This is a genomic window from Bacillus sp. S71, assembly GCF_016625265.1.
GTDB classification, from domain to species: domain Bacteria; phylum Bacillota; class Bacilli; order Bacillales; family Bacillaceae_G; genus Bacillus_A; species Bacillus_A cereus.
Genome location: NZ_JACVUW010000005.1, coordinates 193,839 through 206,953 on the forward strand (window position 1 = coordinate 193,839; position 13,115 = coordinate 206,953).

Here is a 13,115-nt window from a genome sequence, read left to right on the forward strand (position 1 = left end):
GATAGGGGATGTATAAAGTGAAACTTTAATCAGTGGGGGTTTGTTCATCCCCCCACTGATTATTAGTTGAACCAATCGGGCCTTTACGGGCAGTTGATCCCTACCTAACTTCTTTGCTTTCGCTGAATTTTAAGGTGGGAGGCTTACTGCCCGTTAATGCGGGATAAAGCGAAACTTCAATACTCCCCTTATGATTTTTACAGTTTTCACAAAAAATTCCTTATGAAAAAAAGAGGCAACTAGATCTTACCAATCTAGTTGCTCCAAGAAGTTATATACATCCTCATGTAGCTCGTCACGTTGTTTATCAAGTGTAATGACATGCGTAGAGTCTTCATACCATTTAATGTCTTTTAACGTAGATTCTACACCGTTATAAATAATGTTAGCACTATCTGTATTAATCATTTCGTCATGACGTGCTTGTACAACAAATGTTGGTGCATAAATCATATCCACATTGTTACGTACGTCAGCAATTAATTGTTGTAATGCTTTTAATGTATTCATCGGTGTCTTTTGGAATTCCAACATTTCTTGTTCAATTTGTTCTGGTGATTTTTGCTCACGTTTTTTATATTCGCGGGCATATGCCAATATACCTTGGTACATCGTTTCTTCGCTCTTAATATACATCGGTGCACACATTGGTACTACACCTAAAACCGGTACTGTATAACCTAATTTTAAAGAAAATACGCCGCCAAGTGACAATCCAACAACAGCAATTTTCTCAAAACCTTTATCTTTTAAAAGCTGATATGCCTCCGTTACATCTTGCCACCAATCTGTAGGGCCTGTATGAACAAGCTCTTCTGGTGGTACACCGTGCCCTTTATAAATTGGCGCATGACAAGTATAGCCTTTCTTTTCTAAGAAACGCCCTAACATACGTACATCAGCTGAGTTCCCTGTGAATCCATGTAGTAATAAAACAGCGCGGTCTCCACCCTCAAATGTAAATGGTTTCGGAGATGCTAATTTCATCATGTACTTCTCCTCTTTCTCTTCTGTAATCTAGTCGTATTCTTTCTATATCTAGTGTACCATATTTACATTTCTATAATCTAATTAGAAACATCTTTCAAATGGCAAAACAAAAAAGAAGAACCATTAGTACATCTTACTAACGCTTCTTCTTTCAATTCTATAAGTTTAAGTACGTAACAGCAATTGTTAATACAAAGAACAATACAGCTAAAACAATTGTAATACGGTTTAATACTGCTTCAATTCCACGTGCTTTTTGCTTACCAAATAATTGCTCTGCACCGCCTGAAATTGCACCTGAAAGGCCTGAGCTATTACTAGACTGCATAAGTACCATAACAATCATTAAAATCGATACAGTAATAAGTAAAACGGATAATAACGTATGCACTTGGCGTACCTCCTACAAAGATTCAGTTATTGTAACTGTAGCATAAATCCTATAGAAAAGCGAGAGCTATAGAGTTGCCCTCGCTTTTCTTCTATTACATAAACATCATTGCAAATAACGGTCCAAGTAAACATGTCAAAATTGCTGTTAATGTCATTGTTACCGATCCAATAACACCTTCATGCTCGTTATTTTTCATTGCTCTCATAACACCCATAATATGAGAAGCACATCCAAATCCGATACCTTTACCAACTGAGTTTGTAACACGGCTCCATTTTAATAAGAGAGGTCCTGTAATTGTTCCAGTAATACCTGCGATAACAACGAAAGCTGCTGTTAAGGAAGGTACACCACCAACTTGTTCAGAAACGCTCATCGCAACTGGCATTGTTACCGATTTTGGTAAAGACGATAAGATTAAGCTTTTATCTGTTCCCATAAGTGAAGCAATAGCAAAATCACTAGCAATTGCGACTGTTGTACCTACTAATACCCCGCCAGCAATCGGTACAACATATTTTTGCAGAACATGACGTTGTTTATAAAGAGGAATTGCAAATGCTACAACACCGGGTCCAAGTAGCTTTGCAATCCAGCCACCACCACTTTCCATATAATGTTGATATGGTATATCAAGCACGATAAATAGGAAAGCCATTAATCCTGTTGCTACAAGCATTGGAATGGTGAATGGTGTTGGAAATAATTTATAGATTTTTTTAGATAATTGATATAATAGCACCGTAAAAAGAACCCAACCGATTCCGATTAATATTTGGCTCATCGCGACTCTCTTTCCTTCCTATTCGCAAGATATTGTCCTGTATGTCCTGCGACAATAATAATTAAAAATGTACTCGCTACAACTGTAATGAAAAGAGAAATTCCTTTACTCATAAAAAAAGCACCGTAATTCATTAGGCCAAGCGTTGGCGGAATTAATAAAAACGGCATAATAGCAACGAGTGTTTCTGCTCCTAAATCGAACCATTTCACTGGAAGAACTTTTAGGCTAAGTAAAACAAGTAAGAGGAACATCCCAATCAAACTTCCTGGAATTGGAATGTTTAACATTTCTTGCACCCAAGTTCCAACCATATAAAACACGTAAAGAGCAGCAATTTGGACAAGAATCTTTGTAAATTTCATGTTCATCATCCCTCATGTTTATACGATCTTCTGTTAATATCTTTATCATAGTATAAATTGTAAAAAGCTGCAATTTATCAACTTGACAGCAAAAACAGCCTATGTTATACGCTTACAACCTTGATATGACTACATTTTCAAACGAAAATTACGTCAAAAACCTTGACCTAATATAAAAAGTTTTTATTTTCTGAATTTACAAGACTGTTATTTCAATAAAATAATCTTTTTATCCTTAAACTTACATATATATAAAGTGAAACTTTAATCATTGAGGGTTTCCTCATCCCCATTGATCATTCCTCACCAAGCGGGTTTGTACGGGATAAACAAGATAGGTGGTGAACATATGCCCAAAAAAGTTCTCATTTTTTGTGATCCTGGGATTGATGATACGATGGCTCTCCTCTTAGCATTCTTTATCAATGAAATAGAAATCGTCGGTATCGTTGCTGATTACGGCAATGTTCCAAAAAAAATGGCCGTAGAAAATGCTCATTTTCTTACAAGCGAAGTAAAGGGTAGAAATATCAAAATCTTTGGTGGATCAGAACGTCCAATTACTGGTGCTCCTCCTGCTTTTTTTACAGATGTACACGGGAAACAAGGGCTCGGGCCAATTATTCCAAAGGTGAATGTAACTAACGAAGAAATGGAGAATTTTTTTGAAGTTATTCCTCTTATTGAACAGTATAAAGATGAATTAATTATTGTGAGCTTAGGAAGACTTACCTCCCTAGCAATTTTATTTATCGTATGTAAACAATTAATGGAGCAAGTTAAATCTTACTACGTAATGGGCGGTGCCTTTTTACATCCTGGTAATGTTACCCCTATTTCCGAAGCAAACTTTTATGGCGATCCTACTGCAGCTAATATAGTCCTTCAATCCGCAGCTAACATGTACATATACCCATTAAACGTCACCCAATATTCCATCATTACACCAGAAATGGCCGAATACATTGAGGCAAAAGGAAAAGCCCCACTTGTCAAACCGTTATTCGATCATTATTACTACGGATATTATAAAGACGCCCTACCACATTTAAAGGGCAGTCCCTTCCATGACACAATGCCAATACTCGCTTTACTTGATAACTCTATGTTTACCTATCACAAATCACCTATCGTTGTCATGACAGAATCTTATGCACAGGGGGCAAGCATTGGAGAATTTCGCTCTTTAGGAGAACCTAAACCATTTATTGATTGGCCGAGTCATCAAATAGCAATTGATTTTGATTATAACCGCTTCTTCAAACATTTCATGTCACTTATGACAGGTGAACAATTTTAACATAAAAAAACAGACCGTGATTTCTCACGGTCTGTCGTTTATTTTCTACAATTATCGTTTGATGTTATAGAAAGATTTGATACCATCGTAAACAGCGATTTCGCCTAGTTCGTCTTCGATGCGTAATAATTGGTTGTACTTAGCAATACGGTCAGTACGGCTCATAGAACCAGTTTTGATTTGGCCAGCGTTAGTTGCAACTGCGATGTCAGCGATTGTAGCATCTTCAGTTTCACCAGAACGGTGAGATACAACTGCTGTGTAACCAGCACGTTTAGCCATTTCGATAGCTTCGAAAGTCTCAGTTAAAGTACCGATTTGGTTAACTTTAATTAAGATTGAGTTAGAGATACCTTTTTCGATACCTTCAGCAAGTTTTTGAGTGTTAGTTACGAATAAATCGTCACCAACTAATTGTACTTTATCACCGATACGCTCAGTTAATAATTTGTGACCATCCCAGTCGTTTTCGTCTAAACCATCTTCGATAGAGATGATTGGGAAGTCTTTGCAAAGCTCTTCGTAGAAATCAACCATTTCTGCAGAAGTTAAGCCAGTACGGCCTTCGCCTGCAAGGTCATATTTACCAGTTTCTTTGTTGTAGAACTCAGAAGAAGCAACGTCCATTCCTAAGAATACGTTCTCGCCAGCTTTGTAACCAGCTTTTTCGATAGCTTCGATGATTACTTCTAGAGCTTCACGGTTAGAACCAAGGTTTGGAGCGAATCCACCTTCGTCACCTACTGCAGTGTTAAGACCTTTGTCATGTAATACAGCTTTAAGTGCATGGAATACTTCAGCACCCATACGGATTGATTCTTTGAATGTTGGAGCACCAACTGGTAAGATCATGAACTCTTGGAAGTCAACGTTGTTATCAGCGTGAGAACCACCGTTGATGATGTTCATCATTGGAGTTGGTAATTGTTTTGCATTGAATCCACCAAGGTAACGGTATAATGGAAGACCTACGAAGTCAGCCGCTGCGTGAGCTACTGCCATAGATACACCAAGGATAGCGTTAGCGCCTAGTTTACCTTTGTTTGGAGTGCCATCTAATTCGATCATAGCACGGTCGATACCAGCTTGGTCAGTTACATCGAAACCAGCGATTTCTGGAGCGATAATTTCGTTAACGTTGTTTACTGCGTTAACAACACCTTTACCAAGATAACGAGATTTGTCACCGTCACGTAATTCTACTGCTTCGTGCTCACCAGTAGATGCACCACTTGGTACGATAGCGCGTCCGAAAGCGCCGCTTTCTGTGTAAACTTCTACTTCTACAGTTGGGTTACCACGAGAGTCAAGGACTTCGCGAGCATAAACATCAATAATTGTTGACATAATAAATTCTCTCCTTTTTATATAAGCAAATTATTTAATAATTGTTTTACCTGTCATTTCTTTCGGTTGTTCCACATTTAAAAGTGTAAGCATTGTTGGAGCGATATCTCCTAAAATACCACCTTCACGAAGCTCTACATCATTTTTTGTAACGATGAAAGGAACCGGGTTAGTTGTATGAGCTGTCATAGGACCGCCATCAGCAGTTAACTCCTGATCAGCATTACCATGGTCAGCAGTAATAAGTGCTACACCATCTTTTGCAAGAATCGCTTCTACAACTTTTCCTAAACATTCGTCAGTTGCTTCTACTGCTTTAATTGTTGGTTCCATCATCCCAGAATGGCCAACCATATCACAGTTCGCAAAGTTAAGAATGATAACATCATGTTTATCATTTTCGATTTCATTTACTAAAGCGTCCGTTACTTCGTAAATGCTCATTTCAGGTTTCAAGTCATACGTTGCAACCTTTGGTGAGTTAATTAAGATACGCTCTTCTCCTGGGAATTCAGCCTCACGACCACCGCTAAAGAAGAATGTAACGTGCGGATACTTTTCAGTTTCCGCGATGCGAAGTTGCTTTAATCCCGCTTGCGCAACAACTTCACCTAAAGTGTTATCAAGGTTCATTGGCTTGAATGCCACGTAACCATCTACAGTTTCACTGAAGTGTGTCATACATACGAATTCTGGAATGTGAGGTACTTTTTCACCACGATCGAACTCACGGAAGTCTTCGTTTGTAAATACACGAGCAATTTGAATTGCACGGTCTGGACGGAAGTTATAGAAGATAACTGCATCATCATCATTGATTGTTGCAACTGGCGTGTTATCTTCGTTAACAATTACAGACGGCAATACGAATTCATCATAGATACCGTTCGCATAAGAGTCTTCTACACACTCTTCTGCTGATTTATAAGTAGGGCCTTCACCATTCACCATAGCACTGTAACATTTTTCTACGCGATCCCAACGCTTGTCACGGTCCATAGAGTAATAACGACCAGAGATAGTCGCGAATTGTCCTACTCCTGTTTCTTTAATTACTTCATTCGTTGCATCGATATAACCTTTTGCTGTTTGTGGTCCAACATCGCGGCCGTCTAAGAATGCATGGATATAAACTTTCTCCACGCCTTCTTTTGCTGCTAAGCGAAGAAGAGCAAACATATGGTTCATGTGACTGTGCACACCACCGTCAGAAAGTAAACCGAATAAATGAAGTGCAGTACCTTTTTCTTTTACGCTTTTAATTGCATTTTGGAAAGTTTCGTTCTTATCGAACTCACCTTCACGAATTGCAACGTTAACGCGTGTTAAGCTTTGATATACTACGCGGCCAGCACCGATATTTAAGTGACCAACCTCAGAGTTACCCATTTGACCTTCTGGAAGACCTACCGCCTCACCACAAGCTGTAAGCGTTGTATGAGGGAATTTGTTCCAGTAACCATCAAAATTAGGTTTCTTAGCTTGTGCTACAGCATTCCCGTAAGTTTCTTCACGAAGTCCGAAACCGTCAAGAATGATTAAAGCTGTTGGCTTTCTCATTTTACCGCCCCCAGAAGACCTAAGAACGAAGCAGGCTCTAAGCTAGCACCGCCAACTAAAGCGCCGTCGATGTCAGATTGTGCCATATACTCTTTAATGTTTTCTGGTTTTACGCTACCGCCGTATTGGATACGAACAGCTTCTGCAGCTTCTGGAGAAACAGCTTCTGCAACAACTTTACGGATGTGCGCACATACTTCGTTTGCATCTGCAGAAGAAGAAGATTTACCTGTACCGATAGCCCAGATTGGCTCATAAGCGATAACAGTTGCTTTAACTTGCTCTTCTGTTAAACCTGCAAGTGCTTTTGTCACTTGACCTGCTACTAGATCAAATGTTTTTCCGCTTTCGCGCTCTTCTAAAGTCTCACCACAACATACGATTGGTGTTAAACCATGTTCAAATGCTGCGATAGTCTTTTTGTTTACTGATTCGTCTGTTTCAGCAAACATTTCACGACGCTCAGAGTGGCCAAGTACTACGTAGCCTACTTTTAAGTCGCTAAGTGCTACTGGGCTAATTTCGCCAGTGAATGCACCATTTTTTTCGAAGTGCATGTTTTGTGCACCTACTTGTAAGTCAGTTCCTTCAGTTGCTGCTACAAGGCGCTCTAAGAATAGAGCTGGAGAGCAAACTACTGCATCAACAGCTGAAGCTGCTGGGATTTGACCTTTAACTTCCTCTACGAAGCTAACTGCTTCAGATAGAGTTTTATTCATTTTCCAGTTACCTGCGATAATTGGTTTACGCATGCTTTGCACCGTCCTTTTTCTTTGGCTGCTACTTATTTGTCGTTAAGACAAACTACACCTGGAAGCTCTTTACCTTCCATGAATTCTAATGACGCACCGCCGCCAGTAGAAATGTGGCTCATTTTATCAGCCATACCGAATTTTTCAACAGCTGCTGCAGAGTCACCACCGCCGATAACAGAGTATGTATCTTCTGCATCTGCTAATGCTTGTCCTACTGCTTTTGTACCTTCTGCGAATGGAGTCATTTCGAATACACCCATTGGTCCATTCCATACAACAAGCTTAGAATTTTTAATTACATCTGCATAAATTTCACGTGTTTTAGGACCGATGTCCACGCCTTCCCAGTTAGAAGGGATAGAGTCGATACCAACAATTTTAGTTGTTGCAGTTTCAGAGAATTCCTCAGTGATTACAACATCAACTGGCATGTAGAAGTTTACGCCTTTTTCTTTTGCAAGTTGCATAAATTCTTTAGCTAGTTCAATCTTGTCGTCTTCACATAGAGATAGACCAATTTCATGACCTAAAGCTTTAACGAATGTGTAAGCAAGTCCGCCACCGATGATTAAGTTATCTACTTTGTCTAATAGATGACGAATTACACCGATTTTATCTTTTACTTTCGCACCACCGATGATAGCTGTAAATGGACGTTCTGGGTTAGAAAGTGCTTTACCAAGTACATCTAACTCTTTTTCCATTAATAGACCAGATACTGCTGGTAGGTAGTCTGCGATACCTGCTGTAGAAGCATGAGCACGGTGAGCTGCACCGAATGCATCGTTTACGAAGATGTCAGCAAGTGCTGCAAATTCTTTCGCAAGTTCTGCATCGTTCTTTTCTTCGCCCGCATAGAAACGTACGTTTTCAAGAACTAATACGTCGCCTTCGTTCATTGCTGCAACCATTTCTTGTGCAACTGGTCCGAATGCTTCGTCCGCTTTTTTAACATCTTTACCAAGAAGCTCGCCTAAACGTGCTGCTACTGGAGTAAGACGTAATTCTTCTACTGCTTGACCTTTTGGACGGCCTAAGTGGCTTGCTAAAATAACTTTCGCACCTTGCTCTACTAAATATTGAATTGTAGGAAGAGCTGCACGGATACGAGTTTCATCTGTAATTTTGCCTTCTTTCATAGGTACGTTGAAATCAACGCGGCAAAATACACGCTTACCTTTTAAATCTACGTCACGAATTGATTTTTTGTTCATTGGATTTCCCTCCGACTACTAGTTAGGATTGACAAAACCCATTCAAAAGCTTAACACATTTGCTTTTAAAACGAAAGAAGAGAGAGAGGGAACAAACCCTCTCCCTCGTTTTGTCATTGATAACTTATATAATTAAGAATTAAAGACCTTTTGAAGTCATGTAAGCTGCTAAGTCTACTACGCGGTTAGAGTAACCAGTTTCGTTATCGTACCAAGAAAGTACTTTAACCATGTTACCTTCCATTACCATTGTAGATAATGCATCGATTGTAGAAGAAGCTGTACATCCGTTATAGTCGATAGATACTAATGGCTCTTCGCTGTATCCAAGGATACCTTTTAATTCGCCTTCAGCTGCTGCTTTGAATGCTGCGTTTACATCTTCAACTGTTACTTCTTTGTCAAGTTCAACAACTAAGTCAACAAGAGAAACGTTAGCAGTTGGAACACGTACAGCGCCACCGTTTAATTTACCTTTAAGTTCTGGTAATACTAATGCTACAGCTTTAGCTGCACCAGTAGATGTTGGGATCATGTTTTCAGCTGCTGCACGAGCACGACGTAAATCTTTGTGTGGTAAGTCTAAGATTTGTTGGTCGTTAGTGTAAGAGTGAATTGTTGTCATCATTCCGCGTTTTACGCCGAATTTTTCGTTTAATACTTTAGCGAATGGAGCTAGACAGTTTGTAGTACAAGAAGCGTTAGATACTACGTTGTGGTTAGCTGCATCGTATTGTTCATGGTTAACACCCATAACTACAGTGATATCTTCGTCAGAAGCTGGAGCTGAGATGATAACTTTCTTAACTGATCCACCTAAGTGTTTTTCAGCGTCTGATTTTTTAGTGAAACGGCCAGTAGATTCTACTACTACTTCTACTCCGTAGTCGCTCCATGGTAATTGAGCTGGGTCACGCTCAGCGATAACTTTAATTTCTTTACCGTTAACAACGATGCTGTTTTCGTTAGCAGATACTTCTGCATTTAAAGTTCCGTGAACTGTGTCATATTTTAAAAGGTGAGCTAATGTTTTAGCATCTGTTAAGTCGTTGATTGCTACTACTTCTACCTCAGAGTTGTTAAGAGCTGCGCGGAATACGTTACGTCCGATACGTCCAAATCCATTAATACCAATTTTAGTCATTTGAATTTCCTCCTTGGGGGATTATATTAAAGGGTAAAACCCTTTGTTAATTGTTTTGCTGCACCTTCATCTGTAATTAGAATTGAAGTGTGCCCTTGCTTTATTACAGCCTGTATTGCTTTTGCCTTTGAAGAACCTCCAGCGACTGCAACAACGTGAGATACATTTTGTAAATCCTCAAGTTGCATACCAACTGTTCTTACTTTATGAACAACATTTCCTTCTTCATTAAAGTAGTAACCGAAAGCTTCGCCAACTGCTTCGCTTGCCTGAATCTTTAACCAATCTGCTTCTGAAGTACTTCTGCGACGTGCCATTGTTAACGCATCACCTATTCCATGAATGACGATATTGGAAGATCGAATCAACTCAAGAACTTCTTTCACGGAAGGCTCTGTCACAATAGACGCATATGCTTCGCTACTAACATGGTCTGGAACATACAATAAGCGATAATTACTCATCGTATTTTGCGCCATCTTGGCACAAATGGTATTGGCTTCTAATTCAACACCTTCTCCAATTCCACCACGTGCTGGGACAAATAGCATATGTAAATCTTTGCAATCAAGTTGCATCATGTCCGCAGCAGCAGCTAGCGTAGTTCCTCCAGCCACAGCAACGATATTATTCGCTGTCAGACGGTCTTTTATACAAGTCACACAAGCACGGCCCATCTCCAGTTTGACCCAAGGTGATTCATCACTATCACCAGGGACAACGAAAACTTCATCCAAGTCTAATGTTTCCTTAAGTTGCTTTTCTAAAACCTTTAACCCGGAAATTTCTTTCATAAAGTCTTCCAAAGCAAGAACTAAAGCTGTTCCTTCTTCTGTCAAAGTCATTCCAGAAGAAGCGACGTGAACTAAGTTTTGTTCTTTCAAAACTTGAACTTCACTTCGCAATACTCGTTCTGTCATACCGAGGCTTGCTGATAAGTTTCTTCTTCCAATCGGCTGCATGAGCCTAATGTATTGAAGAATTTGCATTCTCGTTTGCATAACAGGTAGCAGATCAGGTAATAATTTTTTTGTGTTCTGAATCCATGAGCGCATATCTTTTCTCCTCACTACATTGGTTCATTTTTCCTTAGTGGTCACTTTACGTCCCGTAGTGACATTTTGTGTCCCACATAGGTTAAAAAAATAATCCCTGCTACGTGTATTATTGTAACAGGAGATAGAAACTTATTCAACTCTTAACTGCATTCTTTATATAGTTTATTATGACACCTTTGTGAATGTTACCATATTCTACTTGTTTTCCGTCCATTTCTACAACCGGAATCATTAAGTGATATTTTTCTAAAAGGTCATTATCTTCATATATATCTATTTCCTCGATTTGAAAAGAATATTCACATTGTACTTCCTGTAAAACTTGTTTCGCCTTCACGCAAAGGCCACAATCTTTTTTAGTATACAGTACAACTTTCATCTTCTTCACCTATCCGATCGTTTTTCGTAATGACGAAGCTGGGATGTGCATTTGTTCTCTATACTTCGCCACTGTTCTTCGAGAAATAACAATTTCATGCTCTTCTTCTAATAATTTTGAAATCTTTTGATCTGAAAGTGGCTTTTTCTTATCCTCTGCCCCAATTAGCGTTTGAATAAATTGTTTTACACGTTTTGTAGAAACTGCTTCATCTTCAGTCGTCGAAACGGCATTGCTAAAGAACGATTTCATCTCAAATAAACCGTGTGGTGTTTGCACATATTTATTTCGCGTCGCACGACTAATTGTTGATTCATGCACACTTAACTCTTCCGCTACCTCTTTTAAAGCGAGAGGTCTTAAATACTCTGGACCTTTCCAGAAGAAATCACGTTGTTTTTCCATAATAATATTCATCACTTGCAGCAGCGTCTGTTTTCTCTGCTTCAAACTGCGCATAATCCACTGCACATGCTGATACTTTTCTGATACGTAAGATGCTACTTCACTTTCACTATTATTAAGAAGCGCACTATATTCAGAATGAATTTCAATTCTCGGCATATTTCTCTCATTCATTTGTAAAACGAGGCGATCGCCATCTTTTTTCACCGCCATATCAGGCACAATATAAAGTGGTTTATCTGAAGAAAACGCAAGACCTGGTTTTGGTTGTAATGACGTTATACAATTTACCGCACTCTGTAATTCCTCATTACTACATTTCAACACTTGAACGAGCTTTCGCCAATCTTTCTTCACAAAATAAGCGAAATGATCTTCTACAACCTCTTCTGCTAATCCATTCCGTCTTTGTAAGCGCTTCAATTGCAAGGTTAAACATTCCTGAATATTACGCGCCCCTACCCCTGCTGGTTCCAGTGATTGGACAAGCTCTACAGAGCGGTCGACTACATGAATATGCGCAGAAAGGAGCTCTGCTAACTCTTCATTCGTTTCTTGTAAATATCCATTTCCATCCATGTTCATAATAATGAAAGAAGCTACTTTTCGCTCTTCTTCATCTATTTTATAATACTGTATTTGATTTAATAAATGTTGCTGAATCGTTGTAGAATCCACACTGTAGATCTCCATCTGATTCTCGACTTGTTTGCTGGTACTTTTACTGTTGTTAGAGCTCTTTTTCTTCTCCCTCTCAAAACCACCTAACTCAATAAGGGGATTCTCTAACGATTGCTCATACAAAAACTCCGATAATTCTTGTACATTATACTGGAGCATTGTAATCGCTTGCCTTAACTCTTGTGTCATTGCCAAACGTAAGCTTTGTTCTTGTAAAAGACTTGCCTTCAAACTAATCTCCCCCTTGTTTCTATTGTACAATAAGTTTGGTAAAAGGAGAATGCTATCACAGACACCCATTCCAAAATATTATTAATTTATATGTATTAATGAGATTTACAACTTACAACCTAAATTTGAATAATATTGAAAGAAAATAATAAACTCAATTTTTTATTACCACATACTAATAGTAACCCTTAATTTTATATATAACAACATTAAATTTATCTCTGTTCAATTCCAAAATAAAAAGAGCAGTTTAGGTATAGTGACACTTCACTATGCCTAACTACTCTTTTTCGATTCCTAATTAAGAAAGAAACCTCTTATTTAAAGCTAAGGAACTTTGATTCCTAATTACATAGGAATCATAGAGATAATCGTTCGATTCACTAGACGCTCCTTGAATTCCTCTCATCTCTTCCACAGACAACTCAACTATTTTTTTCACGCTTCTCTCGTTATTACTATCCATCATTTTTTGTTTTCTTTTCGAAAAAAATCCCATAATTTATTC

General features: G+C 38.7%; 14 protein-coding genes. 1 reads left to right on the plus strand and 13 read right to left on the minus strand.

The annotated features are described in order from the left end of the window. Positions 1–246 precede the first annotated feature (246 nt). The 4 genes from estA to IBT51_RS13860 all read right to left on the minus strand — a co-directional run bounded on the left by estA (position 247) and on the right by IBT51_RS13860 (position 2,533). A complete protein-coding gene (gene estA, locus IBT51_RS13845; protein WP_000761986.1) occupies positions 247–987 on the minus strand; it encodes a carboxylesterase in 741 nt (246 codons plus the stop codon). Between the two features lie 160 nt (positions 988–1,147). After that, positions 1,148–1,381: a preprotein translocase subunit SecG gene (gene secG, locus IBT51_RS13850; protein WP_000557266.1), complete on the minus strand. Its 234-nt coding sequence runs from the start codon at positions 1,379–1,381 to the stop codon at positions 1,148–1,150. Positions 1,382–1,475: 94 nt separating this feature from the next. Further along, positions 1,476–2,168 carry an LrgB family protein gene (locus tag IBT51_RS13855; RefSeq protein ID WP_000078304.1) on the minus strand — a complete coding sequence of 231 codons (693 nt, stop codon included), beginning with the start codon at positions 2,166–2,168 and terminating at the stop codon, positions 1,476–1,478. Beyond that, on the minus strand, positions 2,165–2,533 hold the full coding sequence (locus IBT51_RS13860; RefSeq protein ID WP_000673222.1) for a CidA/LrgA family holin-like protein: 369 nt from the start codon (positions 2,531–2,533) through the stop codon (positions 2,165–2,167). Before IBT51_RS13860 ends, IBT51_RS13855 begins: the two co-directional genes overlap by 4 nt. Positions 2,534–2,882: 349 nt before the next feature. Between IBT51_RS13860 and IBT51_RS13865 the strand changes: the two genes are divergently transcribed. Continuing rightward, on the plus strand, positions 2,883–3,833 hold the full coding sequence (locus IBT51_RS13865; RefSeq protein ID WP_001125071.1) for a nucleoside hydrolase: 951 nt from the start codon (positions 2,883–2,885) through the stop codon (positions 3,831–3,833). A gap of 51 nt (positions 3,834–3,884) precedes the next feature. Here IBT51_RS13865 and eno read toward each other — a convergent pair whose 3' ends face one another. The 9 genes from eno to IBT51_RS13910 all read right to left on the minus strand — a co-directional run bounded on the left by eno (position 3,885) and on the right by IBT51_RS13910 (position 13,106). Then, a complete protein-coding gene (gene eno / locus IBT51_RS13870; RefSeq protein ID WP_000103951.1) occupies positions 3,885–5,180 on the minus strand; it encodes a phosphopyruvate hydratase in 1,296 nt (431 codons plus the stop codon). A gap of 30 nt (positions 5,181–5,210) precedes the next feature. Further along, a complete protein-coding gene (gene gpmI / locus IBT51_RS13875) occupies positions 5,211–6,740 on the minus strand; it encodes a 2,3-bisphosphoglycerate-independent phosphoglycerate mutase (RefSeq protein ID WP_001231158.1) in 1,530 nt (509 codons plus the stop codon). After that, positions 6,737–7,492 carry a triose-phosphate isomerase gene (tpiA, locus tag IBT51_RS13880; RefSeq protein WP_001231038.1) on the minus strand — a complete coding sequence of 252 codons (756 nt, stop codon included), beginning with the start codon at positions 7,490–7,492 and terminating at the stop codon, positions 6,737–6,739. Before tpiA ends, gpmI begins: the two co-directional genes overlap by 4 nt. Before the next feature lie 32 nt (positions 7,493–7,524). Further along, positions 7,525–8,709, minus strand: coding sequence for a phosphoglycerate kinase (locus tag IBT51_RS13885; protein WP_001036331.1), 1,185 nt, complete (start codon positions 8,707–8,709; stop codon positions 7,525–7,527). A 139-nt stretch (positions 8,710–8,848) separates the two neighbouring features. Beyond that, entirely contained in the window at positions 8,849–9,853 is a 1,005-nt protein-coding gene (gene gap, locus IBT51_RS13890) for a type I glyceraldehyde-3-phosphate dehydrogenase (RefSeq protein ID WP_000161234.1), read from the minus strand. Positions 9,854–9,879: 26 nt separating this feature from the next. After that, positions 9,880–10,908 (minus strand): gapA transcriptional regulator CggR, encoded by a 1,029-nt coding sequence (cggR, locus tag IBT51_RS13895; RefSeq protein WP_001258185.1) that lies wholly within the window; start codon positions 10,906–10,908, stop codon positions 9,880–9,882. 136 nt (positions 10,909–11,044) lie between these two features. Further along, positions 11,045–11,290, minus strand: a complete 246-nt coding sequence (locus tag IBT51_RS13900) for a glutaredoxin family protein (RefSeq protein ID WP_000869730.1) — start codon at positions 11,288–11,290, stop codon at positions 11,045–11,047. A 9-nt stretch (positions 11,291–11,299) separates the two neighbouring features. Beyond that, positions 11,300–12,607, minus strand: a complete 1,308-nt coding sequence (rpoN, locus tag IBT51_RS13905; RefSeq protein WP_000647953.1) for an RNA polymerase factor sigma-54 — start codon at positions 12,605–12,607, stop codon at positions 11,300–11,302. Between the two features lie 301 nt (positions 12,608–12,908). Continuing rightward, positions 12,909–13,106, minus strand: coding sequence for a hypothetical protein (locus IBT51_RS13910; protein WP_000505575.1), 198 nt, complete (start codon positions 13,104–13,106; stop codon positions 12,909–12,911). Positions 13,107–13,115: the final 9 nt, after the last annotated feature.